The following is a 26,191-nucleotide window of genomic DNA, read 5'->3' on the forward strand; positions in this document are numbered from 1 at the left end:
CTCTTCCTGCCGACGATCTGCCGACGACGGCGGACGGCTCACGCACGTCAGAGGTCGCTGTCGATGCCCGTGACGGCCGGAGGGCCGAGGGGCGCGTCGGCTTCCGCGATTCCGGCATCCTTCAAGGCGGCTGCAACGAGACGGGTGGCGTCCAGTTCGGCTTCGTACCGGTCCCGGGCATCGATCTCGAGGCGGATCGAAAAGGTGCCGTCCCCGTTCAGCGTGAGGAGGTGGAGGCCCTCACTCTCACTCACATCGGTGTGCTGGGATGCCAGCTCCCGCTCGAGAACCGAGCGCGCGGAATCCGTGATTCCCGAGAGGAACGTGCCGGGAACAGTGATGACGAACGTGGTCATGGCGACTCCTCGCGTAGGCCAGAGTTTGCGTGGCGTACTGCTTCCCCCATCTTCCGTGCTGAAGCCGCCGATGCCGCCGAAGACGGTGCCTGACCTGTCGACCTCTTCGGTCGGATCCCCCGATGCCGGCCCGGCCTACGCCTTGGCGTCCAGGGCTTCTCGCGAAGCCCGGAACCTCTCCTTCAACGGGGTGAATGCCCACCGGGACCGCCGGGCCCCTGTGTTCGAAGGGGACTTCGGGGTACCCGGGCTCTGTCGACCGGTCCGTTCCCGGATCAGGTCTCAGGGTGCTCTCCACGAAGGAGTGACAGATGACCACGCAGTACGGTAACCGGCCCACCGGCCGACAGCCCCAGGGCACACCACAGCACGCGGCGAGCGGAAACCCGCTGAGCATCGTCGCGATCGTGCTGGGTGTGATCGCGTTGCTCTTCCTGCCGCTCGTGTTCGGCGTCGTCGGCGTGGTGCTGGCCATCGTTGCCAAGTCCGTCCGGCACGAGCGGCTCGCCACCATCGCCATCGTGATCAGCGCCGCGGGCCTGGTCGGCGGCATGATCCTCGGCGCTCTCGTCGCCAGCGCGTGAACGGAACGCCACACCGATGCCGCCTCGGCCGGTGCTCGGACCCGCAGCACGGGGTCCGAGCACCGGCCGAGGCGGTTTCGGGCGGGGCCTGACCCGGGATCACCCCACCCAGGGATCAGCCGACCAGATCCGGCGCGCGCAGCATCTCGGGCGGGATACCCCACGCGTCCACGAGGTCGACCGCCAGGGGCCGGACCTTCCGGCAGAGGTCGTTCACCTCTCGGGTGATCGCCTTGGAACGCTGGACGGTCAGCCGGCCGTGCTCCATGAACCAGGCCCGGTCGGCCTCGATCGTCGACAGGGCGAACAGGTCGCACAGCAGGCCAAGGGCCACCCTCTCGTCACCCTCGGGCATCGCGCGCACCTTGTCGACGAAGGCCTCCGTCACCAGCCGTTCGACATGGGCGCGGGCGAGCGCGATGACATGGTCCTGGACCTGGGAGAAGACGGCGCCGGGCTCGCGCTTCTGGTCGATCCCGCGTTTGATCCGGCGGGCCAGTCCGGCGAGCATGTGCTCCTCGCGGAAGCGGACCATGGCGAGCTGGTACTCCGAGTCGCGCAGCCCGGCTTCCTGGTCCCAATCGTCGCCGCCGGGCAGCAGGTCGCGTACCCGCTCGAGCAGCTTGTGGGCGGAGGTGCGTTCGATGAGCGTCTCCACGGCGAGGTTGGTGACGTAACGGACCATGCCCAGCTGGTCGAGGTCCTCGAACTCGCTCGCGTGATCGGTGAGCAGCCCCTTGGCCACGAGCTGCAGCAGGACGTGGTTGTCGCCCTCGAAGGTGGTGAAGACGTCGCTGTCGCTCTTGAGCGCGGCGAACCGGTTGACGGCGAGGTAGCCGGCGCCGCCGCAGGCCTCGCGGCACTCCTGGACGACCCGGGTGGCGTGCCAGGTGGCGAGCGCCTTGAGGCCCGCGGCTCGTGATTCGAGCCGGCGCCGCGCCTGCGCGTCGTCCTCGATGCCGGAGAAGACGTCGTGCAGGTGGGAGCGCACGACGTCCTGCGCGAAGTGCAAGGCGTACGTCCGGGCGATGAGCGGCAGCAACCGGCGCTGATGCAGGCCGTAGTCGAGCAGCACCTGCTCCTCGGTGCCCGAGGTGGCTTCGAACTGCCGTCGCCGCGCGCCGTACTTCGTGGCGACCGCCAGAGCGACCTTGGCGACGTTGACCCCGGCGCCGCCTACGCTCACCCGGCCCTGCACGAGCGTGCCGAGCATGGTGAAGAAGCGCCGGTCGGGGTTCTCGATCGAGCTCTCGTAGATGCCCTCGGGGCTGACGTCGGCGAACCTGTCGAGGAGCGCCTCGCGCGGGATCCGCACACCGTCGAACCAGATGCGGCCGTTGTCCACGCCGTTGAGCCCCATCTTGCGGCCGTCGTCCTCGATCCGGACACCGGGTGCCGGCTCGCCGTCGACCCGGATGGGTACGACGAAGGCGTGCACGCCCTCGGACCGGCCGTCCACCTCCAGCTGGGCGAAGACGACGGCCAGTTCGGCATGGCGGGCCGCGTTGCCGATGTAGTCCTTGCGCGCCTGGTCGCCGGGGGTGGTGACGACGAACTCCTGACGTGCGGCGTCGTACCGCGCGATGGTGCCGAGCGCCTGGACGTTGGAGCCGTGACCGGTCTCGGTCATCGCGAAGCAGCCCATCAGCTCCCCGGTGATCAGGGCCGGAAGATAGGTGTCGTGGTGGCGTTCGGTGCCCAGGTGCAGGATGGCGCCACCGAAGAGCCCGAACTGCACGCCGACCTTCACCAGCACCGACAGGTCGCCGAAGGCCAGCGTCTCGAACGCGGCGATCGAGGCTCCGACGTCGCCGCCTCCGCCGTACGCGGCCGGGAAGCCCATGCCGGTCTGGCCCGTCGCGGCCATCTCGACCACGATCTCGCGCACCCGCTCGCGAAACGCGTCCATGCCGAGCTCGTCGGCTTCGTCGAGAACGGAGGCGTACGTCGCCAGGTTGCTCCGGACGAGGTCGCGGATCTCGGCGTACTCGCCGTCGAGCACGGCAGCCAGTGAACGGACGTCGATGTCGGGCTGTACGTAGCCGGTCGTCGTGGGGGATGCGTTGTCGGGGGCCATGCCGCTTCGCTACCCCGCCGCGGGAAGATCAACCGGGGGCGACCGAGTGGTCCGACGAGAGCCCTCTGTCGGCGCGATCGCACCACACCCGAGGCTCGACGATGCACGGAGCCCCTCAGCCCACGACGCTCTGCCGCGGCGCCGGAGGCGCCTTGACGAGTAGGCCGCCCACGCCGGAAGCGGCGTGGGCGGCCTACTCGTCAATCCCCTAGCGGCCCACCTCGGAGGCCTGCGGCGTCGCGGCCGGACGACCGGCGAGGCGGCTGCCCTTCACGCGCAGGAGAAGCACTGACCGACCCGGGCGGCGGCGTACGCGGCGCTCGGCGCGTGCGACCCTTTCGGGTCGAGTGGGCGGGGCGCCGTCGACAGGGGTGGCTCCGGCCATCAGACTGTTCGCGGAGGTGACGCGGGTGGTGGAATCGGTGGAAATGCGAGCCGCTGTTCGGGAGACGTACGGTCCGGCCGACCTCAGTTCGGTCCCGGTGTTCGCCGGAGGGTTCATCAACTTCGGGTACTGGCGCTCGATCGACCTCGCCGGACCGCTCACGGTCGACGACCGGATCCGCAGTCAGGAGGACATGTACCGGCAGGTGCTCGACGCCGCCGGTCCGCTCGCCGGTGGGAGGATCGTCGAGGTCGGCTGTGGGCTCGGTGTCGGCTGTGCGCTCGCCCTGCGCGAGTACCGGCCGGAGCAGGTGACCGGTATGGACATCCATCCGCAACAGCTTGACCGCGCCCGACAGGCCAACGCGGAGCTGCTGGAGACCTCGCCCTCGGGGCTCCGGTTCGTCCGTGGTGCGGCGGAGGAAATGCCTTTCGCTGAAGGCGAGTTCGACTGTGTCTACAGCGTCGAGGCAGCTCAGCACTTCGACGACGTGATCGCCTTCACCCAGGAGACGGCCCGGGTGCTGCGGCCCGGCGGGCGGGTGGTCGTCGCGAGCTTCTTCACCCCCGACGACGACCCGGGCAACGGAGCCCGGCTCGCGTCGTACCTGGAGTCGTACGCCGACGGGCTGGACATCGCGCGTCCCGTCACGCTCGTCACCGATGCGTTCACCCGTGCGGGCCTGACGGACGCCCAGGCCGTGTCCATCGGACCGGACGTGTGGCAGGGCTGGGACCGCTGGCTGTCGGACCAGTGGAAGCCGGGCACATGGCCGCGCAACTTTCTGAAGTCCTACGAGCAGGGCTACCTCGACTACTACGTCGTCACGGCCACCCGCCCGCAGACCTGATCCCGAGACCCGGATCCGCCGTCGCACGCCCCCGCCGCCTCGCCGGGGGCGTACTTGGCCTATACCAATTGCTCGAGTCCCAGTAGTCTCCTCCCTGGCCAGCGGTACACCCCATTTCCCCCACCCCGGTTGCGTGCTGGCGCGGGCGACGCCGACCCCAACTGCCCCGAGCAGCCGGGTTCCCCCCATTCGCCGCCTCCAGGAGGATCACGGTGAACGTTCGCACGAGAAGCTCGGCGACCATCTGCACACTCGGTCTCGTCGCCTCCCTCACCCTGACCACGGCCTCCGCGGAGGACCGTGACGCCCGGCAGCCGGTAGCGAAGGCCGCCAAGGCCGCCAAGGCCGCTGAGGCCGCTGAGGCTGCGAGGACCGCTCAGACCGCGAAGGCCCCTGAGGCCGCGAAAGTCGCGAAGATCGCGCTCACCAGCGTCGCCACGGCGCGCAATCCGACCGCCGGCGCCGCAGGCCCGGGCGGCACGATCTGGATCGCCGAACGGGCGGGAACGGTACGGGTGTTGAGCCCCCAAGGGCTTGGCGAGCCGGTACTCGACATCTCCGCCGAGACCACCACCGACGGTGAACGCGGCCTCCTCGGCATCGCGTTCGACAATGCCCGCGCGCACCTCTACATCTCGTACACGAATCTCGAAGGCACCAGCACCATCGACGAGTTCGCCGTGCGCAAGGGCAGGCTCCGGCCGGAGACCCGGCGCACCGTCCTCACCCAGACGCAGCCGTACTCGAACCACAACGGCGGCGACATCAAGTTCGGGCCCGACGGATACCTCTACATCGCGTTCGGGGACGGAGGCGCGGGCGGCGACCCGCACGGCAACGGGCAGAACCTCGACACGCTGCTCGGCAAGCTGCTGCGGATCGACCCGCGCGGAGGCACGCCGTACGCGATCCCCTCGGACAACCCCTTCGTCGACGACCCGAACGCGAAGGACGAGATCTGGGCGTACGGGCTGCGCAACCCGTGGCGGTTCTCCTTCGACTCGCGCACGGGTGACCTGCTGATCGGCGACGTCGGCCAGAACGACTGGGAGGAGATCGACTGGGCGCCCGCGAGGAGCAAGGGCGGCGAGAACTACGGCTGGTCCCAGATGGAGGGCAACCACCCCTTCCGGGGCGGCACCGAGCCGACGAACCACGTGCGCCCGATCCACGAATACGCTCGCACCGGCCTCGGCTGCTCGGTGACCGGCGGGTTCGTCTACCGGGGGAGCGCGATCCCGGCCCTGAAGGGGCAGTACGTGTTCAGCGACTACTGCGACGGCACCATCCGTTCCCTCGCGCTGAAGAACGGCAAGGTGACCGGGGTGAACGACCTCGTCGTCAACGGTGGCGAGGTCATCTCGTTCGTGGAGGGCCGCGCGGGCGAGCTGTACGTCCTCGCGCTGGGCGGCACCATCGCCCGCATCGACCCGGCGTAGCCGACGAGCGCCCCGTGCCGTCCGGCCCCCCCGTCAGGAGGCGGAGCCGGACGGCGTGCGGCTGTGCCGCTTGCTCACGCGGGGGCGTGGACCGATGTCGGGGCGGGACCTACCGTCTGCTGTCGGCCTGTCTGCTGCCGGCCCGGCCTCACTTCAGGTGCCGATCGAAGAACCGGTTGCCGTCCTCCACCTCGAACCACGGGGTGCCGGTGTGCCCTCCCAGATTGGCGTGCAGCGTCTTTTCCTCGGTGCCGAAGGCGTCGAACAGGTCCAGGGCCCGTTGCCGGGGGTTTCCTTCGTCGTCCCACTGCAACAGGAACAGCAGCGGGATGGTGACCTGTCGGGCCTCCTCGCGCTGGGCACGGGGCACGTAACCCCCGGCGAAGAGACCGGCGGCCGCGATGCGCGGTTCGACCGCCGCCAGCCGAACGCCGACGGCGGTCCATCCCGAGTACCCGACCGGGCCGCCGATCTCGGGCAGGGCAAGGAGGGCGTCCAGCGTGGTACGCCAATCCGGGACCGCCTTTTCGACCAGCGGGCCGATGAAGGACTCGAAGACCTCGTCGACCGGTTCGCCGGCCGCCATGGCCCGGCGGAAGTCGGCGCGGGCCTGCTCGTCGGCGGCGGAACGGGGCCGGTCACCGCACCCGCGGGCGTCGATGGTGGCCACCGCGTAGCCGTACGCAGCGGACTGCCGGGCCCGGGCCACCAGCCGGGACGCCCCTTTGGGCAGGCCGTTGTTGTGGGCCATCAGGATGAGCGGGACCGGCGCGGCGGAGTCAGGCGTCCACAGGGTGCCGGGGATCTCGCCGAGGGTGAATTCGCGTTGGAGGATGCCGCCGTCGAGACGGTGTGCAGAAGTGAAATGCATGGTCGTGCCTTTCGGGAGTGCTCAGAAGCGGCGCTCCCGGACGACCTGCCTATCGTCCGACCGTGGACCCGAAGGGGAGCACCCATGTCGTCACTGCGTTCACGGGTACCACCTCCTCGTTCTCTCGCACGGCTTCCGCGAAGCTAGCAGTGGTCGCCTTGGTCCGCAAAGGATTTTTGTGCCGGCGCCGCGGCAGGGCGCCCACCGGTTCGACAGGGGCGGCCTGTTCCCTCCGGCTCCGGCCAAGTCCCCTTGGATGCCCGTGCCTCGAAACGTACGCCAAGGCGGCGGCGGACCGCGGGGACGTGGAGGGCGAGAGGTATCCGGACGTGCCTCTCATCGCGGTTGCGGCCGGTTGATCATGCGGTGCGCGAGGACGAGGTGGCGGTGCCCGGGTTCCAGAACGCGCTGAGCGTCCTCGACGATCTGGGTCAGCTCCTGCTGCGCCTGTTCATGGTGGCCCGCGCCGACCAACCCCTGAGCGCGTTGCAGACGGGTGTGCAGGGCATGCGGATGGTCGCGACCGAGAAGCCGGCTGCGTTCGGTCGCCAGCTGCGTGAACATCGCAATCGCCTCGCGGGTCCGGCCGGCCCGAGCGACGAAGTCTGCCTGGGTACTGCGAATGGCGAGCATGTGGGGGTCATCCGCTCCCAGGGTTCGCCGGGCATCGGCCAGGAGTTGTTCCACCTGCTGCTCGGCAGCCGTCAGGTCTCCGTCCAGGCCGGAGAACCAGATGAGGCTGCGTCGGCCGGCAAGGACTTGCGGGTGGTCGGGGCCTTCCAGACGTATCCGGTCCTCCAGAAGGGCCGTGAGCTGCCGGACAGCCGACTCCGTGTCCCCGGCCTCCCCGGTGAAGTAGGCCTGTTGGTGCCGGGCGGCGAGCGTATCGGTGTGCCCGGGACCCAGGGCCGCGGTGGTCTCGACGACCAGATCCGCGAAAGCGGCCGCGGCGGCCTGGGCATCGCCGCCCTCGCCCGTGAAGAACGCCCATTGGTGGACCGACGCCAGCGTCTCGGGGTGGCGGGGGCCCAACTGCGCCCGCCTGCGCCCCACGATGCCGGCGAGCATTCCGGCCGCCTCTCGCGGACGGCCGCGGTCACCGACCGCGATGGCCAGCAGGAAATCCGCTCCCTCCACGCCTCCCTCCCGAGCCCGCTCCAGAGCAGCGGTCGCCCGCGCCAGCTGACTCGTCTGATGCGCGACAAGCCCCATGTCGTACGCGTCCGCCGCCCCTACGCGGGACAAGAGGGCGTCCCACAGGTGGTCCGGGACCGCGGGCAGCTGCGGGGCGGTCAGCAGGTAGTCGAAGGCGACGTATCCCCGGCTGAAGTTCCCGATCAAGAGCCCGCTGGTGGCGTATGCGGTCGTGCACGCCCATCGCATCGCCTCGTCGAAAGGCTCCGGCTGCAGATCCGGCCCTCCACGTGCAGCGAGATAGGGCAGGTGGAGGTCCTGAAGCCACTGCCTGCTCGCCGGCCGCCGCAGCCCCGACCGCCGGCAGTCCACAGCCGCGGCGACGATCGCCGCCCCCCGGGGGTTGGCACCAGGCGCCCAGGCGTTCTGCCACGCCGCCAGCAACTCCGGCCCCGCAGCGACGACTTCCGCGAGTCCGAACCGGTCGCAGCTGCCCAGAGCCAGCCCGATGCGTGGATCTCCCTCGTACGCCTTGGCGCGCTCCACTTCTCCATCGGACCAGTGGCGCTGCAGCTGGATCTGCACGGCCAAGTGCAGGACTTCCCGTTGGGCGCGCCAGGCGTCCCGGTCCGATCCGGTGAGCCGGCTCTCCTCGCGGGCCTCGTAGCGACGGACTTCCTGCGACCGCATGGTCGCCAGGACGACAACCCGCCCGGGCCGCCCTTGGATCAGCTCGGCCAGCGCGGATGCTGTGACGCCGTCGGCACCCAGATAGTTTTCGAGATCGTCCAGCCACAGGACAGCACGGCGACGACGACTCGCGACCTTGATGGCATGGGCAAGGGCCGGTCTGGCCATGGGACGCACGAACGCATGCCGAGGGAAGCACGACCGCGCAACCTCGTACGCCAGGCGGGTCTTGCCGGCGGCCGACTCGCCGACGATGAGGACGAACCCGTTCTCCCGCACCGCCCGTCGCAGAACAGCGTCGGCGTCACGCTCGATGTAGGGGGGCGCCGATCGCGGGTGATCGGGATGCCCGTCCGCCGGGTGAACGCCGGCCAGCTCAGGACGGTCCACCTGACCGACCCGGGGGACACCTCCCGACGCGTTCCGTAAGAGCGCGGTGTCGTGCGGCTGGACACCTTGCGGCTGCATGCGGTCGGTGAGCAGCGTATAGACGGTCGTGACAGCCGCACCGATACCCGCGGCCAGAGGACCCGAGGTCCACATGGCGGAGAGAGCCACCGCAGAACCACCGGCCCCCACAACCGCCAGGTACCTCAGCCAGCCCCGAGACCTACCGCCGGCTTGCCGTAGATACGCATACACGCTGCCCCCTCGCGCGACGTGGTCCTCCATTCTCGCCACCACGCCGCCCGTGTCGAGGGGTCGTACTCGCAGCCGGCGGCGGGGTTCGTCCCGCGCAGGCAGGCGCCCGAGCGGCCTGAGCAGTACACGGCCTGTGTCTGCGGTCACCATGGCGTGCCACCCGAGCACGGAAAACTTGCCGCATCAGATGCTCGACGGCCCCGGGAGTTCCGGCAGGGGGCTCGTCCTACCGCTCTGGGCAGTCGGGTTCCTCGGCACGTCTGGCAGCGTGCAGGGCGTCACCCTGCTGCCGCCATGTGACGGCTTCCTCCGGCCTGCCGAGGATCTCGAGAACGTAGGCCCTGTGCCAGGCGCCTGCTGGTTCGCCTGCTTCCGCGAGTTGTTTCCAGCACTCTGCGGCTTCCTCCAGGCGGCCCTGCCTCAGGAGGAAGTCCCCTAGGGACTCGCGGGCGGACAGGCCGATGCGGCCGGGCTCTTGAATCGCTCTGCGGTACCAGTGTTCCGCGTCAGAGGCCCGTCCCATCTCGTCGAGGACGTCGGCGAGATTCGACGGAGCCCATGGATCGCCGGTTTCCACGGCTTTCCGGAGCCAGAACTCACTCTCGTCCTGGTCCGCCGCGTACGCATGCATGCTCCGGATCGCCGGGATCCAGCCCGCCTGGGCCGCGCGCCTGCACCAGGACGCCGCCTTGAGGCTGTGGTCCTTGCCGTGCGGGGTCGCGTTCACTGCCCGGTCATGGTGGACGCTCGTCAGGGAGTACATCGCTTCGGCATCACCCGCCTCCGCGGCTGCCCGCAGCCACTTCTCGGCCGGAGCGTTGCCTTGACTGCCGGTTGCGTAGAGGTACTGTCCGAGCCGCTTCATCGCGGCTACGTCGCCGGCCTCAGCAGCCGCCTCGACCCACGGCTCCAACGGCTCCGGACGCTTCGGTATCGCCACCTGGTCTCCATCTCGACCTCGTCACCCTGATACACGGGGACTTCACTGATCGCAGTATCCCAACCAACTGCGGCCCCTCACCGAGCAGGCGCGTCTCCTCCCGGCCGGTCCGGATCCCGGGTCACGGAGTCCGGGGCGGGGGAGAGTCGCGGCCGCTTCGAGCGGTTGCGCGGAACTCCGTCCACGTCGAAGAGGCTCTGGCGCAGATTCCGAGAGAGTGGTTGGAAGAGTCGTTCCAGAACGGCAAGCTGGAGCGATGCGGACAGAGAGCGTTGTCAGGATCCACGCGGCCAGGCTTGCTGTGACGGTCGGTGCGGTCGCCGTCGCTCCGGTCCTGTTGCTGGCCGGTGGTCCCTTGCTCCGCGTGCTGCGTCGTCGCTACTACCGTGAGGACGGTCCGGGGCTCGTGAGGAAGCAGGACGGTTTGGTGAGCCCGGGGTACATCATTGTCACCAACGCGGTCGTTCAAGCGCTCTGCGGGCCGTCGGAGTGCGTACTTCGACGACTTCGCGGGAGTCATGGGCTTCGAGGGGGAGGGACGGACTGAGGTCCGCCACATGGCGAAGGACTCCTGCTGCCACGGGACCCTGGAGCGCGTGGCGGGATGGAAGACCTCTGCGAGGCCCCCCGATCTGCGGACGCCGCCCCGTACTGGCGCAAGGCCGACACCGGACCGGGCGCCCATGATCAGGCACAGCGAGTCCTGTGGGACAGGGCTCTGGCACAGGACCACACGCGGGCCAGATCCGAGCGCTCGCGGGACGTCACACGGAAGGGCTCATCGCGCGGCGTGCCGATGAGAGGAATCGCCGTCGTGCTCAATGGGACCGGTGAGTGCCTTTCCCGCCCGCCGAGTCGGCGCCACGCCGGTGTCAGCGGTGCCCTGATCCTGGCTGGCGAGCGAGCCGTGACCGCGGTCCGTTCAGATGGCGCGCACCGAGCTGAAGTCGACAGCTCGGTCCGCTTCTTCCAGCACCCGCGCGGCCACCTGCCTCGCCTCCGCCGGCACATCCCCGCGCTCCCGGACGAGAGTCGCGTAGATCGGAGCGTCGCCTGCTGCCCGGCCCATAGGGTCGTACTGGTTCACTGCGGTGTTCCTTACCTGCGGCGGAATCAGCTCATGAGTGTACGGGGGCCGCAGTGGGCTCCACGCCGTGCGGGTAGTCGTACAGAGCCCTCGGCTTCAGAACCGCGCCCGCGCCAGCTCCGCCCAGCGCCGCCGGTCCTTCCGTCCGGGCGCACCCCGGGAAACACCGGCGAAGGCGCCCGCCACTACCGCTTCGCGAAACCGTTCCGGCGCCTAAGGTCCCGCCGCCCTCGCCTGTGTCAGACCTTCCGCCACTTCGCCTGACCGAACGAGAAAACGCCGAACAGGACGAGGCCGACCGCCACAGCCACGAGCAACCACGGACCGGCAGGCGTCTGGGCGAACGAACGGATCGCGTCGTCCATGCCCTTGGCCTCCGCCGGGTCGAACTCGACCGCTGCCTTGGCCCCGAACCAGCCCACCGCCGCGAAGACGCATGCCCGCCCGACACCACCGACCGTGCCGGTGACGTCCATGAAGCGCCGCGCCTTCCGAGACATCTGCCCCCACATCAAGTGCTTGCGGTACTTCCGCATCACCGCACGCCCGGCCATACACAGACCGGCCGCCACGAAGCCGACAGCCACCGCTCCGACCCACCACTGGCCGCCCGGCAGTCCGAGCAGCCGGCCGGTGATGTCCTGGCTCTGCTGGTCGCTCGACCCCGCCCCGCTGTCCCTAGAGCCCGCCGCGAAGGAGAACACGAGGTAGGAGGTGACGCCGTAGAACACACAACGCGCGCCGGACATGGCCCGCTTGGCCGCGCCGTCACCCTTGGGACCGGCGGCACCGAAGACGACCTCCGACAGCCTCCAGAGGGCCATGCCGGCGAGGCCCAGCCCCAGCGCCCACAGCAGCACCGCGCCGAACGGGGTCTCCGAGACTCCCACCAGAGCCCCACCCCGGTCCGCCTGCTCGCCCGTGCCCGTCAGACCGATCCGTACGGCCAGCGCCCCGACGAGCAGATACAGCACCCCGCGCGCGACAAAGCCCATCCGGGCCCCGCCACGGACGGCGTCGCCACGGGCCACTCTTCTCGCCGCAGTGGACGAGCTCGCTACGGTCATGTCCGGTCTCCCCTCCAGGTCAGGGCGATCGGGTTCCCCCTCTCCACCGCCCCAACCCCGGCTCTTCCCAGGTGGCGCGGGCCGACGGTCCAGCTGCCTGCCTGGCTCCGTCGGTGCTGCGCGTACCAGGCAGCCACCCGGGCCTGCGCCGGCGCCTACCGTGCCGTCGTCCGCCGGTAGGTCGAGCGCCGATGTCTCGCCTGGCGCTGCGGCGCTGCAGAATCGGCGCAGCTGTACCAAGCCCAGGCCATGCGTGCCGCCGGTCACCCGTGGCATGACTGTGGTGGGGCGATTGGGTCCCGGTCCGCGGGGCGGTGCTGCTGCTCGGCGGGGGGTCCTGCAGACGCCGCAGGTCATGGCGACGTTTCACAGCATCGGCGTGGTGTCGCACCCATGGCCCAGGCCATCGGACGCGGCTGCCCAAGCGGGAGTGCAGGGGGCGGCCCGTGGGATGAACCGTGGTGGATTCGGCAAGACGCTGTCACCGAATCGTGAAGCACGCGCGCGAACCTGGTGTCCACCACAGCGCAGTCCGTGCGCCACCATCGGGGGAGTACCGCCATGAGTACCGTTCGCAGAGCCGTCGCCGTCCTCGTCGCCGTGTCCGCCCTGACCCTGACCGCATGCGGTCCCTCCGAGGACGGCGCCGCGGGCGGGGCCGACGTGCCGACCGCGACTCCCACCTCCCCGGCGCAGCCTGCCAAGCCGGCTACACCCACCAAACCGGCCGCACCCACCAAGCCGTCTGCGCCTGCCAAGCCGGTCTCGCCGACGGTCGATCCGGACTACGACGTCTTTCCCTGCAGCACCTACGACGTGGCGTTCACCGCGAGTCTGGCTGAGCCCACGACCAGCAGCTACCTGTTGAAGATCACCAACACGTCCGGCAAGCCGTGCCGCGTGCTCGGCCACCCCGTCGTGACCTTCGGCAGCCTGGACGGGCAGGCGACAGAACGTGGCACGGCCCCCGGTATCGAGGAGGCCATCCGGCTCGCACCGGGCCAGTCCGCCTACGCCGGTCTCATGGGTGGTCTGAAGGGCGCCAAGAGCAAGACTGTCTCGTCGATCGCGATGACCATGAACACCGAGTCCGACCTGAAGCAGATCCCCCTCAAGGCCTCGACGCCCGGGCTGAACGTGTCCGACGACAACTCTGTCACCGCGTGGATGGACAACGCCGAGGACGCGCTCAGCCTGTAGCGAGGCCCCTTGTCGGACGTCTCAGCCACGTGGCGGAGGCGAGTGCAGGCCGGGGCCCCTATGTCCTTGGTCCAGGGAAACGGGCCTTCTGTGGCATGGCGTAGTAGGCCCGGGATCCGGCGGCGGCAGGCTGGTGTGCCCTCGCCGCGCGTACCCCCACGCGCCCCTGCGTCGGCGGTAAGAAGTAGTGACAACCGCTGAGTAGACGGGCGGATGCCGTCATAAGCACCCTCTGTCCTGGCGAGGTTGTGCCATGGCGGGAATCCGCCCTTCCTCTTCTCTCTCGCGATGTCGACTCCTGGCTTCAATGGGCTCCCTGTGAAGTTCCCGACGCCTTCAGGGAGTTGGTACTGCGGATGAGACCCAGAACAAGAACCGCGGCCGTCGTCGCGGCCAGCGCCGTGGCACTGCTGGCCACCGGGCTGCCCGCGGCAGCCGAGCCGGATGCCGCACGGCCGGTGCCCGCGCGCGCGGCGGAGCACATGGGTGCCGGGCCCGGGCAGCGGACCGTCACGCTGGTGAGCGGGGACCGCGTCGGCTTCACCGGGAGTGGCAGCGCGCTTCAGGTCAGCGGGGTGATTCCGGGCAAGGGCCGGGAGCACATCGCGTTCACACGGGCCAGGGTCGACGACCACGAGTACGTCATCCCCGTCGACGCCACGCAGCCCCTCGCGGACGGCCGAGTGGACCGGCAGCTCTTCGACGTCACCGCACTCGCCGCGCAGGGGTACGACGACGCCGTCCGATCGGACATCCCGCTCATCACGACGGTTCAGGGCGCACCGCTGCTGCGCGGCTCGGCCCAGCGGGAGACGTACCCGGCGCTCGGGCTGACAGCCCGCACCGTACGGAAGTCGGAGGCCGCGACTGCCTGGCAGGGCTTCCTCACGGGTACGGGCAGTGGCCCGTCCCGTACCGCCGGCCCCGGGAAGCTGTGGCTCGACGCCAAGGTGAGGGCGAGCCTGGATCGGTCCGTCGCCATGACCGGCGCGCCCGAGGCCTGGCGCAAGGGCCTCGACGGCAAGGGTGTGAAGGTCGCCGTGCTCGACACCGGCTACGACCCGGCCCACCCCGATCTGAAGAACAAGGTCACCGCGGAGCAGAACTTCACCTGGGACGAGAGCGTCGCCGACCGCAACGGACACGGCACGCACGTCGCGTCGACCGTCGCCGGCAGCGGCGCCGCCGCGCAGGGCCGCTACAAGGGCGTGGCGCCGGGGGCCGAGCTGCTCGTCGGCAAGGTCCTCGACGGGGGCGGCTCCGGCTACACCAGCTGGATCCTGGAAGGGATGGAGTGGGCAGCCGCCCAGGACGCCGACATCGTCTCCATGAGCCTCGGCTCGAATCTGCCGAGCGACGGCAGCGATCCCCTGTCGCAGGCGGTCGAGACCCTGTCGGCCGACGGCGGTCCGCTCTTCGTCGTCGCCGCCGGCAACGACGGCGCTCCGCGCACGATCGGCGCGCCGGCAGCGGCGCCCAGCGCCCTGACGGTCGGGTCGGTGACGAAGGAGGGCGCCATGTCGTCGTTCTCCTCCCGTGGTCCCGCAGTCGCCGACGGCGGCGTCAAGCCCGAGATCACCGCACCCGGCAGCGCGATCACGGCCGCCCGTGCTGCGGGCACGCTCGGCGACGCCGCGGACGGCGAGTTCTACGCGACGATCAGCGGCACGTCGATGGCGACTCCCCATGTCTCCGGGGCGGCCGCCATCCTCAAGCAGCGGCATCCCGACTGGGACGCGGCGCAGCTCAAGGCGGCGCTGATCGCCACCGCCGACCCGGTCGACGGCGCGGGCGTGTACGAGCAGGGCTCGGGCAGCGTCGACGTCCCCGGCGCGCTCGCGTCCCGGGTCACCGCCGCCCCGGCGGCCGTCTCCGCCGCACTCACCTGGCCGTACTCGGGCACCCCCACGCGCACGGTCACCTACCGCAACAGCGGCGACAAGGACGTCCGGCTCACCCTCTCCGTGAGCGGGAAGGCGCCGGTGTCGCTCTCCGCCCGGCAGCTGACGGTTCCGGCTGGTGGCACCGCTTCCACGAGCGTACGGATCGACACGGGCAGGATCTCCGCCGGCGCCCACAGCTCCTGGATCACCGCCCGGGGCAGCGACGGCAGCACGGCGCGTACGCCGGTCGGAGTGGACGCGGAGGGGCCGAGCGTCACGCTCACCCTCGAACCCGCCGCGAAGCGGGCCGGAGTCGAAGCCGCGTACACGAACCTCGTGGTGCAGAACGAGAAGACGGGTGAGTCGCAGCTGGTCGGCCTCACGACGGAGCCCGAGGAGATCCGGGTGCCGGTCGGCGACTACCGGGTCTTCGGCGGGGTGTGGGAGTACATCGCGCACGGCGAGGCGAGCGTGCCCGAGACCTCCGTCGTCGTCGCCCAGCGCATCTCGCTGACCGGCGACCGCACGTTCAGGACCGACGTGTCCGGGGCGAAGCCGGTCACCATGGGCATCGACGACCCGGAGATGCGGATCGACGAGCAGGGCTCGGCGACCGGGATCGTCTCGTCGACCGGGGCGGGCGCGCCGGCGGGACTGGCCGCGCCGCTCTTCCGCGGCGCGTACAAGTCGTACGCCGTGGGCAGCGCCCGCATCCCGGGGCTGACGTACTTCTCGGCCGCCTCCTGGGAGCAGCCGTATGTCCTGGCCACGACGGCCGGCGGCGCCGGGGTGCCGGTGGACGTGCCGGTGCGTCTCGTGTCCTGGGGCCGGTTGGACTGGGACGTGGAGACGCAGGTCGTGGACGTCGGCAGCGGCGAGAACCTGACCGGCCTCGAGCTGAAGGACCGGATCGTGCTCTTCGAGACGGGCTGGCCCGTGCCCTCGGAGGAGCGGGACCGGCGCTACGCGGCGATCAAGGCGCAGGCGCCGGCGGCGATCCTGATGTCCGGCTACGCGTCGATCGACCCGGCGGATCCGCCGCTCGGCATCGACGCGCTCGGCGTCGCGCTGCTGCGCGAACGGCTCGCCCAGGGCGAAGTGACGCTGCGGATCAAGGGCGAACGCAACGGGGACCGTACCTACTTCACCTTCCACAAGCACGACGACGGCGTGCCAGCCGGAGCGCACTGGCAGGACCGCCGCCGTGACCTGGCCGCCGTGGAGCACAGCTTCCGCACCACCGGATACCCGAACGACCCGAAGGGGATCTACGGCTGGGTGACCCACCAGGGCCTGCGGCTGGCACAGCAGTCGACGTTGTTCCGTGCCCCGCACCGGATGACGGCGTACTACACACCGGACGTGCCGTGGACGACCGCCACGTTCGAGTACGCGATCGACGCCGACGGGCCGCTCGGGGTGCAGTACTCGAACCCGACCGTCTACCGCGAGGGACGCAGGGTCAGGGACAACTGGCTGAGCGGCCCGTTCAACCCGTCGCTGTCGGTGGCCGGCCCCGACGGCCGGGCGCAGGCGACACGTGACGGGGACAAGCTCCGCCTCGCGCTGCCGATGTTCTCGGACGCGGCGGGGCACCGGTCGGATCCGGCGAGGGATCTGGAGTCCGGCGAGACGGTGCTGCGCGAGGACTCGGGCCGGGTCGTCGCACGCAACGACGAGCCGGGGCAAGGCGTCTTCGACGTGCCGCGCCGCGGGCAGTGGTACGAGTTGACGTCGACGGCTCACCGTGACCATCCCGACTGGTCGCTCGGCACCCATGTCACCGACGTCTGGCGCTTCCGCTCGGAGCACACCGCCGGTGAGAGCCCGCTGCCGCTTCTCGACACGCGCTACGACATGGCGGGGCTCGACGGGGACAACTCCGTACCGGAGGAACGGCAGTTCACGTTCGGGCTCGGCATCGGGCGACAGGCGGGTGTGCTCGGTGGTTCGGACGTGGACGGGGTGTCGGTGCTGTACTCCACGGACGACGGTGCGACGTGGCAGGCGGCGCGGGTCACAGGGCGGAACGGCGAACGGCGGGTGACCGTACCGGCGATGAAGAGCGGCTGGGTCTCGCTCAAGGTCACCGCCGGGGACCGCTCCGGCGCGTCGGTCACGGAGACGGTCACCCGTGCCTACCGGGTCGGCTGCCCCGAGTACTGGTGCTCGTACGCTCCGCAGTGGCCGCACTGGCCGGCCGCGTGACACGGACGTGACCGGTGCTGCGGGCCGCTCTTCGGGGCGGCCCGCAGTCTTCCGGGGTTCGGGGCGCGCGGATCCGCAAGGGCGACCCTTGCAGCGACACGACCGCCGAAGGGGCGAGCCGGCCTTCGGAGCTCAGTGCTCGGTGCGGGCCGCCTTCCTGGCCCAGAGGATGAGGGGCACCTGGAGGGGGAGCCGGGCGTAGGCGAGGGTCTTGGCCGTGGTGGGGCGGTTGCGCCAGTCGTACGCCATCTTCACGTTGGCCGGGAAGACGGCCGCGAAGAAGAGCGCCGTCGCCGCTCGCATGCGTCCAGGTCCGAGGGCTGCCGGGCAGTGCCTTCGGCACGGTGGCGTCGAACTGCCGGGGTGCGACGAAGTGCGCGGTGCCCGCGGCGGCCAGCAGGCCGGCGAGCAGGAGAGCGGGGCGGGCGGGCCGAGGCATGGGGCTCCTCAGGGTAGAGGCGGGCGCTGACGTATTACTGGAGGGTAAGTATGCCCTTCTCGGGCCGTCGTCCATCGTGATGCCCGGCTCCGGTCTGCGGTCGACGGCGCGGATGCCCCTGCTCGTACGACGCCCGTACGGCCGTCAGAGCCGCGCCACAGCTCTGCCGGCCACTCCGAGGCAGGCCCGCGCACAGAGGTGCCGGCCCGCGATGGGTAGTGTGCTGAGCGGAACGCTCAGTCGGCAGCGGTGCGACTCCAGCCACCCGCTCACCCGCTCGGCGTCGCGCACATATCCGGCGAAGCCCTGGACGAGGTATCCCGACAGCTGTCGGACCCCCACGGCACGGGCGATGGCCGTAGGGCGCCCCTGGTGATCTGCATCGTCACCAGCCCCGAACCGCGGAAACGGCAGAAAGTATCGTGGACTTGAGCGAGTACGACTGTCAGCGCATCACCTGCGGGCTTGCCCCGGACGACTTTGAGCACGATCCGGACTGCATGTTCCGAGAGGGCCCGTATTGCCTTCACTCCGGCGAGGGAAGCCTTCCGAGCAGCCACCCGGATGCTGCTGGAGGGCCCGCAGCAGGAAGGCGTGCAGCCGACCCATCACCCAGCGGCAGCGGCGCCCCATCTGAAGCCTGTGCCTCGGCTTGGAAGGGTGATGTGGGGGCAGACGGACAGCATCCTGAGAGAGGGGTCTGTTCATGCTCGGCATAGTGGCTGCGGTGCTGTTCTTCATCGCCTGGCTGATCAATGCGGCGGACATCGGTACCAACGATGTCTTCTCTTCGACGAACGTGATGCTGCTCGGGCTGACTGCCCTGGCTCTTCATGTGGCGGGTATCGGTGCCGGCCGGACATTCAAGCGTCGACGCTGACACCGCTTTGGGACCCCGCTGGGGGCGGCTGTGACGCGAGAGAACACGTGGGTTCCTCAGCACGCGGTACGAGCTCCAGCGGGGTTCCCTTTCCGGATTCACCAGCGCTACGGAACGACCTTGCGGTGCCGGTACGGGTCGGTCGCCTTCACAGCCGCTCGGCTGTGTCAGACGCCGTCTACCCGGACAGCGTCCGCAGAGCCATCGCGGCGCATCAGGTGCCGGGCAGCGGTGCCATGATCGGCACCGGCGACAGGCCGCACGAGCCGGCTTCCTCGGAGGCCGCTGTCACGCGGAAGCCACGACCTCGCCTGCGGTGACCTGGGGAGGGTTGGGGAGCAGCGAGGCGAGGTTGTTCCGCACGAAGTCCGCCGCCTTCGAGATTGACTCCTCAGCGCCGGCCTGGTCCTGGAAGACGCTGGTCGAGACCATCACTCCGTCCCCGGCGTCGACCCAGTAGTAGGCCACGAAGCCGGAGACCTGGCGCATGAGCGGCACGAACCCCTCACTCACGAGGCGTCCCGCCTCGGTCGGATCGGTCACGCCTTCGTACCGTCGGACTGCTGCGTACATTCGCCAAGCTCCTCAACGGGGGGCGGGGTGCTTCCTCTGCTGAGATGTCGTATCCCCGCGCCGGCTGTCTGGATCACGAGGCATCCGGCATTCACCCGGAGGGCCGCCGTAGACGATCCGAACGGCGCCGCTCGTTACCGGACACGCTTCAGTAGGTACGCAGGAGACCGCGTCGATTGCCGCACGTCTCGCCCGAACTCTCGGTCTCGTCCGCTTCGCCCCAGGGCAGGCGTCTGATCTCCCGACCACCATCACCGATGGTCACGGTCGAGTACGCAGAGGCTCTGTCGCAGCGCCGGCATGGCTCAGGCTGCAATGGCACCGGCATGCGCCGCCTCCTCCCACAGATACGGGCGGTGGCTGCGTCTTGTGCCAGGCCCGAGCAGGTCGAGGTCGCCGAGCCGCAGAAGCCGACGCGCGCCTCTCGTCAGCCCGCGGAAGAAGCCGCTGGGCCACGGCGAAGCCCGCCGCGCCCTCACTGAGGGCGGGTCCGCGAGTACCGCACCCTCGTCGGAGGGCGCAACGGTCCGTCCAGACCTAGCGTGGACGTGAAGCAGATGAGCCACGGAAGGGATCAGGTCATGAGCAGCGCCATGGACAAGGCCAAGGGCAAGCTCAAGGAGGTCGCCGGAAAGATCACTGGCAACGAACGGCTGGAGGCCGAGGGCAGGACCGACCAGGCGAGGACCAAGGTCCGCGAGACGGTGAAGAGTGTTCGCGAGCGCGCCGAGGGCATCAAGGAGTCGATGAAGCGCGACCGGTCCTGACTCCGAACAGCGCACGGCTCCGGGAGGTCGCGCTGAACTGTGGCGTCACGGAGCGCACCGTGCAGGCGATAGTCGCCGACCTTGAAGCGGCCGGGTACATCACACGCACACGTGCGGACGACGGCCGGCGGAACCGCTACGCCCTTGTGCCAGGTGCTACGTTCCGCCGCCCCGCCGAAGCAGGCCACGAGTACGCCAGCGGGCCAAGTCCTCGGCGGCGGCCGTTCGGCCGAGGTGGTCATCGATGGCCCGACGGGCCTCGCGGGCGTTGGCTGATTCAGCCGGACCGTCATTCGGTGCTGCCGTCATGAACGAAAGGTAACTGCGCCCTGGCCAGCCCTGAGTCCGCCATGCGCGCGCTGTCACCCACACACGGGGCGTGTGCACGTGCCCCGTGCAGAACGCGGCACCGTGGCAGGAGTGGGATCGCCCTGATCGCCGCGGGGTCGGCCATCCTGGGCAGCACCACGACCGGATCCTTCACGTGGATAGCCGGCCACCGGCAGGCCGAAGGGGCAGCGGCAGGGCCGCGGGCAACGCGCAGATCGTCACCATCCGAGCCACCCCGGACGAGCAGCGCCGGCCCCGCGCCGTCGACCAGCGGTGGCAGGTGCACTTCCCAGCTGCTCAACGTTCGCAACCGACGGCCCAGCGTCGTGGATCTGTCGACGTTCCACGCCTGTCTGGGCCGCTGTCGATGTCAGCGTGAAGTGAGAGGATCACTGGATGCCTCTGCCTCAGCCCGATGATCTGACCTCGCTGGTCCTGCGTACCGATTTCGGTGACGAGGGAGCCTGGCACGCGGTACGAGCCGCACTCGACGCGGCCGGCGAGTACCCCCATGCGACGTATGTCAGCGAGCTTCGCTTCGCCGGCGTGGGGGTCCAGGCCCTGATGGCCGAAGAGGCTGCTGCGGACGAGGACGACCAGATCGTCTACATGTTTCTGGCGGACGCGGCCACGATGAAGGAGCCGGGTCACCCGCTCCTGGCTGTAGACCTGTCGGACGAGCCTGGTCGAACGTTCAGAGTCCCCGCTCGGTGGTTCCCCGACATCTCGGCCAACCTCAGCATCGCCAACATGGACTTTGCGGAGTTCGCCGACGCCGCTGATGGATCAGGAACCTTCCGCGGCTTTGACGAGGGCTGACGCCTTTTCGTTGCGGCCCGTTGGGGCGGGCTGTTTACCGCGCCAGTTCAGCGTGGCTTCGCTGGTGAGACGACGGCTCATCAGGTCCATCATCGCGAGACGGATCATGGCCTCGGAGCGGGTAGGCAGGGCTTCGTGGTCGCGGGGCCGGCGACGGTGGTGCGTGAGCCGTGGCCCGGCGGCTCTCGGTCCGGCATCGAGCGGCGGGCCTTCGGCCGGTGGCACCGTATGCGCTACGAACCTTCTCCCTCAGGCGGCTGCGGGAGATGGGCGACGAGCTGCTCGACCACGTCGCCGCGCGCTCTGCAGCCGTGCTCGACGAAATTTCGCGCACCGTGCTGCGCACGGCGGCGGAGTGAGCTGCGCGGCTCGACGCGGTCGGCTCCCTGACGCCGGGTCAGCGGCTCCTGCGCGTTCTGCTCGACGACGATGGGAGCGCCTTCGAGCACGCCCTTGCCTCCCGACTCGTCCAGTACCGGGAAAGCGTGGACGGGGACCCCGCCCCGCGGACACTGCTGCCGCTTGACACTCTCGCTCTGGCCGCGCTCGCGGTGCAGGTGCACGGGTGGGAGCTGGACGTCCGCTCCGGCTGCCTGCCGCAGGGCATTCTGGGCCGCACGGACGCGCTGCGGCACGCCGTGGAAGGGGGCGTGAACAACCTCGGGCACTGGCACGCCACGTAGCGACATGGCAGGGCCCGTCGGGGGAATACGTACGCCTGGTCGTGGACGGCGTGGGGATGGGGAGAGTTCGGTGCCGGCGACACGGCGGTGGTCTCATCGGGCACAGAGCGGAACCCACCCGTGGAACGGCAGGGCGGATCATGGCACTTCGGCAGATGGTGCATGTCGAGGTGGCGCCGGACGCGCTGTCAGTGGCTTCATGGTGGTCGCGCGTGCGTTCACGCCCGCTGTGGTTCCCCACCACCCCCGCAGGCCCCGCCGAGGTGATCTCTGATGGTGACAGACCGGTACGGCAATCCACTGCACGCGTGCACCGAGGAGACAGCCGCCCACCTGGACCGAGCCGTCGAAGAGCTGCTCCACTTCAGGCCCGAGGTGGAACAGGCAGTCGACGACGCTCTCAGCAGCGGGCCGGCCTCACCCGTCGCCCAGTCGTTCGCCGCCTATCTGGGCATGCTGGGGACCGAGCCGGGCGAGGCCGTCACGGCACGGCAGCGGTTCGACCGGTACGTGGCCGGCGTGGACGTCCCGTCCCTGCCCGTCCGGGAGCGTATGCATCTTGCCGCGGCCGGGGCATGGCTGGCCGGAGACCTGCACCGTGCCGGGGGGTTGCTGGAGGAGTTGTCCCTGGTGTACCCGACAGACGCGCTCGCCCTGGCCGTCGGGCACCAGTTGGACTTCTTCACCGGCGACGCGGTGCGCCTGCGTGACCGCATCGGTGGAGCCCTCGGCGCCTGGGACGCCGACGAACCCCACCGGGGCCTGATGCTGGGCATGTACGCGTTCGGACTGGAAGAGTCGGGCCACTACCGCCTGGCCGAGGAAGCGGGACTCGCCGCGGTCGAGCAGAACCCCCGTGACGTCTGGGCGATCCACGCCGTCGTCCACACGTACGAGATGCAAGGACGCGTGTCCGAAGGCATCGGCTACCTCGACGCCCGCCGTGACGACTGGGCGCGGGGGAACTACCTCAACGTCCACAACTGGTGGCATTACGCCCTCTACGCCCTGGAGGCCGGAGACACTGACACCGCCTTGAGCATCTATGACGCCGCCCTGCACAATGACGATTCGACCGGCGTTGCCATGGAACTGCTGGACGCGGCCGCGTTGTTGTGGCGGATCCGGCTCGCGGGAGCGGAGCCGACCGCCCGCTGGGAGGCACTGGCCGACGCGTGGGCAGCGCGAGCCGATCCCCCCTTCTACGCGTTCAACGACTTGCACGCCGTCATGTCCTACGCCGGCGCCGGGCGGTTCGGCGAGGCACGACGGCTCATCGACGACCGGCGGCGGTGGCTGGCCCAGGGGAGTACCGACACGGTCACCAACCGCCGGATGACCGCGGAGATCGGCCTGCCCGCGTGCGAGGCGCTTCTCGCGCACGCCCAGGGCAAGCACAAGACCGTCGTCGACCTCCTATGGCCGCTGCGCCGGCGGTTGCACGAGTTCGGAGGCAGTCACGCACAGCGCGACGCCCTCCAGAAGACCCTTCTCGACTCCGCGCTCAGCTCCGGACGACACGAGTCGGCACGTGCGCTCATCAGCGAACGGATCGGGCTACGGCCCGACAGCTCCTACAACTGGTTGGCACAGGCCGGCCTTGCCGATGGCCTGGGCGACGCCGCCCTGGCCGCCGTCGCCCGCGATCGAGCGCGGGACGCGGCGGCAGCGGCGGCCGAAGCCCTCCGGCTGCCGATCCCCCATCCCGACTCCACGCCGCGATCCGACGTGTAGCCCTGCTTCCGCGCGACTTCGCGCGGGCTCACGGGTGGGGCGCAGCCGTATGCAGGCGTGGTGCGCGCGGACCGGTGCCGTCACTGATCCGGGGCACCCACACCCAGCGTTCGCCCCAGAGCGCCGAGCAGCCCGGAGAGCCGACGTCGGTCTGCCGCGGCCAGCCCGGCGAGCAGTTCCTGGTCCTGGGCCGACCGTACGGCGGAGATCCGCTCGGCCAGTTCGAGACCCTCCGGGGTCAGACACAGCCGGATGATCCGGCGGTCCTCTGCGTCGCGCTCCCGCCGGATCAGACCCGCAGCCTCCAGACGGTCCGCGTGCTGGGTGAGACCGCCCGCCCGGACCCTGCCGGCCGCCGCCACCTCACCTGTCGTCCGACGGTAGGGCTCTCCCGCCTCGCGGAGGGCGGCGAGCACGTCGTAGGCGGGCAGGCTGATGCCGTACTCGCGGACAGTCCTGCTGATCAGTCCCTGATGCACAGCGGCACACTCGTCGAGCCGCTCGAACACGACTGCAGGGGAGTCGTCCGCCGGCCGCGCCGCGGGCTCCGGGCCGAGACGCTCGGGGCGTCCGGGCTCCGAGGGCAGCCGGGAGTTCGCGGCACCCTCGGCGGAGCGGTCGACGTCGGGGCGTACGGACTCGGCCTCGCCGAGTGCCGCGTCACCCGGCGCATGTGGGTGAACGAGGTCGAGAGCGTCACCGAAAGCGGTGGTGAGCACGTCCGTCAACGCGGGAACGAGCTCCTCGGCAGGGACGGAAGCGGCCGGTTCATGGGCGAAGAGGTAGCGCTCCATGATCACGCCGAACAGAACGCTCCGAATGACTGCGGCGCGCACTTCCGCGTCGGCCGAGTCGCCGAGCACGCGCGCGAGAGGTTCGCCGACCTGCTTCTCCAGGATCGTGCGCAACAGTTCGGCGCTCGGCGGGTGGCTGACGGCCGAGCGGATCAACGCGGGCCAGGGATCATCGGCCGGCAGGCGGTCCCACCGTTCGAGGTAGGCGCGGGCCAGAGCGGCCGGCAGTTCGCCCGGGCTGTCGGCCGCGGCCGACAGTACGTCGTCGGTGACGCCCGACCCGCTGCCCACGGCCTCACGGAACAGACCGTCCTTGGTGCCGAAGTAGGCCATCACGAGGCCAGGTGTCACTCCCGCCTCGGCTGCGATGGCGCGGACGCCCACACCTCTGTAGCTGTGCTCGCCGAACAGCCGCCGGGCCGCGTCGAGGACCGCTTGGCGGTTTCCCTCCGGGTCGTGGGAGCCGGGACGACGCCGTGACGGCTGCCCTGCTCCCCATCCGGAATCCGGCCGCGGAGTCGCGGCCGATCGTCGACGGCCCTCGTTCCTTGGATCCACAGAGTCTACTTTAAACGAGTGTTCATAAAAACAGTCGTTCAAAATTGATCACACTTCGTGTACGGGGCCGGTTCGCAGAGTGAGAGGCCGCGCGGTACCGCCGCGCCGCACCGCGACGATCTCCGCGATGATCGACAGGGCGGTCTCTTCGGCTCCCCGGCCACCGAGATCCAGCCCGATCGGCGAGCGCAGCCGTGCGAGTTCCGCATCGGGCGTGCCCGCCGCGCGCAGGCGCTCCAGCCGGTCCTCGTGCGTCCTGCGACTGCCCATGGCTCCGACGTATCCGGCCCTGCTGCGCAGGGCGAGGGCCAGAACCGGCACGTCGAACCGTGCGTCATGGGTCAGCACGCACACCGCGGTCGACGCGTCGACCAGGTCCTCTTGGGCGCGGAACCAGCGATCGGGCCGTTCGGCGACGACATCGTCGGCCCCCGGGAAGCGCTCGGCCCTCGCGAAAGCGGGCCTGGCATCGCAGACCGTCACCCGGTGCCCAAGCGCGGCACCCATGTCGGCCAGGGGCCGGGCGAACTCGGCTGCGCCGAAGATCAGCAGACGTGGTCGAGGGGCGAAGGACTGCACCAGCAGCTCACGCTCCGGCGCGCAGGCGCTGTCGTCGCCTGCACCGTTTCCGCTGGTCACGAGCCCGCTCGCGCCGCGCGCGAGCATGCCCTCCGCGGCCAGGGTCGCCGCCCGGTCAGCCCCTGGGTCACCTAGCGAACCGGTTGTCGTCCCTCCGCCGACGACCAGACAGCCGCCGCCGTCGACGCGGGTGGCCAGAGCCACCGGTACGCCGGCCGCGATGTCGGCGGCGAGCCGGCCGAGCGGCACATCCGCACCCACTTCGCGGATCAGTACCTCGATCGTTCCGCCGCAGGTCAGGCCCACCGCAAAGGCGTCCTCGTCGCCGACTCCCCAGCGTTCGAGCGTCGGGGCGGCCCCCGCCAGGACCTCCTCCGCGATCGCGCAGACGGCGGCTTCGACACAGCCGCCGGAGACGCTGCCGACGATGCGGCCCGCCTCGGACACGAGCATCGACGCACCGGGACCGTGCGGGGAGGAGCCCCAGGTCCGCGCGACCGTCGCCATGGCGAAGCGGGTTCCGGAGCGTTGCCAGGCGGCTGCCTGGTCGATGACGTGTCGCATGTCGCCTCCGCGGACCCTGAAATCTCGAGCAACCTCTTGCCAAGAAGAAACTTTAATG

The 26,191-nt window shown here is 70.2% G+C and carries 19 protein-coding genes and 2 pseudogenes; 10 read left to right on the plus strand and 11 right to left on the minus strand.

What is annotated here, in order from left to right; all coding sequences use genetic code 11:
* Positions 1-47: 47 nt before the first annotated feature.
* Complete coding sequence (locus ACZ3OF_RS18200) at positions 48-356, minus strand: hypothetical protein (RefSeq protein ID WP_361675570.1); 309 nt, start codon at positions 354-356, stop codon at positions 48-50.
* Between the two features lie 311 nt (positions 357-667).
* Here ACZ3OF_RS18200 and ACZ3OF_RS18205 point away from each other — a divergent pair, with 311 nt between their 5' ends.
* Positions 668-940: a hypothetical protein gene (locus ACZ3OF_RS18205; protein WP_361675566.1), complete on the plus strand. Its 273-nt coding sequence runs from the start codon at positions 668-670 to the stop codon at positions 938-940.
* Between the two features lie 115 nt (positions 941-1,055).
* On the opposite strand, the gene ACZ3OF_RS18210 is transcribed toward ACZ3OF_RS18205, so the two are convergent.
* Positions 1,056-3,017, minus strand: coding sequence for an acyl-CoA dehydrogenase family protein (locus ACZ3OF_RS18210; protein WP_361675563.1), 1,962 nt, complete (start codon positions 3,015-3,017; stop codon positions 1,056-1,058).
* Between the two features lie 428 nt (positions 3,018-3,445).
* Here ACZ3OF_RS18210 and ACZ3OF_RS18215 point away from each other — a divergent pair, with 428 nt between their 5' ends.
* Positions 3,446-4,252, plus strand: a complete 807-nt coding sequence (locus tag ACZ3OF_RS18215; protein ID WP_361675560.1) for a class I SAM-dependent methyltransferase — start codon at positions 3,446-3,448, stop codon at positions 4,250-4,252.
* A 212-nt stretch (positions 4,253-4,464) separates the two neighbouring features.
* Positions 4,465-5,691, plus strand: coding sequence for a PQQ-dependent sugar dehydrogenase (locus tag ACZ3OF_RS18220; protein ID WP_467305538.1), 1,227 nt, complete (start codon positions 4,465-4,467; stop codon positions 5,689-5,691).
* A gap of 148 nt (positions 5,692-5,839) precedes the next feature.
* Here ACZ3OF_RS18220 and ACZ3OF_RS18225 read toward each other — a convergent pair whose 3' ends face one another.
* From ACZ3OF_RS18225 to ACZ3OF_RS18245, 5 genes are all read right to left on the minus strand, one after another.
* Positions 5,840-6,562 carry a dienelactone hydrolase family protein gene (locus tag ACZ3OF_RS18225; protein WP_467305540.1) on the minus strand — a complete coding sequence of 241 codons (723 nt, stop codon included), beginning with the start codon at positions 6,560-6,562 and terminating at the stop codon, positions 5,840-5,842.
* 336 nt (positions 6,563-6,898) lie between these two features.
* Positions 6,899-8,944, minus strand: a complete 2,046-nt coding sequence (locus ACZ3OF_RS18230) for a hypothetical protein (protein ID WP_467305542.1) — start codon at positions 8,942-8,944, stop codon at positions 6,899-6,901.
* A gap of 310 nt (positions 8,945-9,254) precedes the next feature.
* Entirely contained in the window at positions 9,255-9,968 is a 714-nt protein-coding gene (locus ACZ3OF_RS18235; protein ID WP_467305544.1) for a hypothetical protein, read from the minus strand.
* Between the two features lie 922 nt (positions 9,969-10,890).
* Positions 10,891-11,055 carry a hypothetical protein gene (locus tag ACZ3OF_RS18240; RefSeq protein WP_361445728.1) on the minus strand — a complete coding sequence of 55 codons (165 nt, stop codon included), beginning with the start codon at positions 11,053-11,055 and terminating at the stop codon, positions 10,891-10,893.
* 239 nt (positions 11,056-11,294) lie between these two features.
* On the minus strand, positions 11,295-12,122 hold the full coding sequence (locus tag ACZ3OF_RS18245; protein ID WP_361675544.1) for a DUF1206 domain-containing protein: 828 nt from the start codon (positions 12,120-12,122) through the stop codon (positions 11,295-11,297).
* A 561-nt stretch (positions 12,123-12,683) separates the two neighbouring features.
* Between ACZ3OF_RS18245 and ACZ3OF_RS18250 the strand changes: the two genes are divergently transcribed.
* Both ACZ3OF_RS18250 and ACZ3OF_RS18255 read left to right on the plus strand, forming a co-directional pair.
* Positions 12,684-13,322, plus strand: coding sequence for a DUF4232 domain-containing protein (locus ACZ3OF_RS18250; RefSeq protein WP_361675541.1), 639 nt, complete (start codon positions 12,684-12,686; stop codon positions 13,320-13,322).
* 356 nt (positions 13,323-13,678) lie between these two features.
* The gene (locus ACZ3OF_RS18255) at positions 13,679-17,413 is read left to right on the plus strand and encodes a S8 family peptidase (protein ID WP_467305548.1); all 3,735 of its coding nucleotides are present in this window, start codon (positions 13,679-13,681) and stop codon (positions 17,411-17,413) included.
* 132 nt (positions 17,414-17,545) lie between these two features.
* On the opposite strand, the pseudogene ACZ3OF_RS18260 reads toward ACZ3OF_RS18255, so the two are convergent.
* Positions 17,546-17,852, minus strand: a pseudogene (locus ACZ3OF_RS18260) (DoxX family protein).
* 706 nt (positions 17,853-18,558) lie between these two features.
* Here ACZ3OF_RS18260 and ACZ3OF_RS18265 point away from each other — a divergent pair.
* A complete protein-coding gene (locus tag ACZ3OF_RS18265) occupies positions 18,559-18,732 on the plus strand; it encodes a hypothetical protein (protein WP_361675532.1) in 174 nt (57 codons plus the stop codon).
* Between the two features lie 288 nt (positions 18,733-19,020).
* Here the strand turns inward: ACZ3OF_RS18265 and ACZ3OF_RS18270 are convergent, their stop codons facing one another.
* The gene (locus ACZ3OF_RS18270; RefSeq protein WP_361675529.1) at positions 19,021-19,305 is read right to left on the minus strand and encodes a hypothetical protein; all 285 of its coding nucleotides are present in this window, start codon (positions 19,303-19,305) and stop codon (positions 19,021-19,023) included.
* Between the two features lie 581 nt (positions 19,306-19,886).
* Here ACZ3OF_RS18270 and ACZ3OF_RS18275 point away from each other — a divergent pair.
* From ACZ3OF_RS18275 to ACZ3OF_RS18290, 4 genes and pseudogenes are all read left to right on the plus strand, one after another.
* Positions 19,887-20,072, plus strand: a complete 186-nt coding sequence (locus ACZ3OF_RS18275; protein WP_361675526.1) for a CsbD family protein — start codon at positions 19,887-19,889, stop codon at positions 20,070-20,072.
* Between the two features lie 726 nt (positions 20,073-20,798).
* Positions 20,799-21,221: a DUF6924 domain-containing protein gene (locus ACZ3OF_RS18280; protein WP_467305551.1), complete on the plus strand. Its 423-nt coding sequence runs from the start codon at positions 20,799-20,801 to the stop codon at positions 21,219-21,221.
* 359 nt (positions 21,222-21,580) lie between these two features.
* Positions 21,581-21,904, plus strand: a pseudogene (locus tag ACZ3OF_RS18285) (Imm49 family immunity protein); the annotation flags it as partial.
* A gap of 273 nt (positions 21,905-22,177) precedes the next feature.
* Positions 22,178-23,638, plus strand: a complete 1,461-nt coding sequence (locus tag ACZ3OF_RS18290; RefSeq protein ID WP_361675514.1) for a tetratricopeptide repeat protein — start codon at positions 22,178-22,180, stop codon at positions 23,636-23,638.
* 80 nt (positions 23,639-23,718) lie between these two features.
* On the opposite strand, the gene ACZ3OF_RS18295 is transcribed toward ACZ3OF_RS18290, so the two are convergent.
* Both ACZ3OF_RS18295 and ACZ3OF_RS18300 read right to left on the minus strand, forming a co-directional pair.
* Entirely contained in the window at positions 23,719-24,990 is a 1,272-nt protein-coding gene (locus tag ACZ3OF_RS18295; protein WP_467305554.1) for a TetR/AcrR family transcriptional regulator, read from the minus strand.
* Positions 24,991-25,038: 48 nt separating this feature from the next.
* Entirely contained in the window at positions 25,039-26,133 is a 1,095-nt protein-coding gene (locus ACZ3OF_RS18300; RefSeq protein ID WP_467305556.1) for an XdhC family protein, read from the minus strand.
* Between the last annotated feature and the right edge of the window lie 58 nt (positions 26,134-26,191).

It is taken from the genome of Streptomyces sp. NPDC022552, from assembly GCF_055561875.1.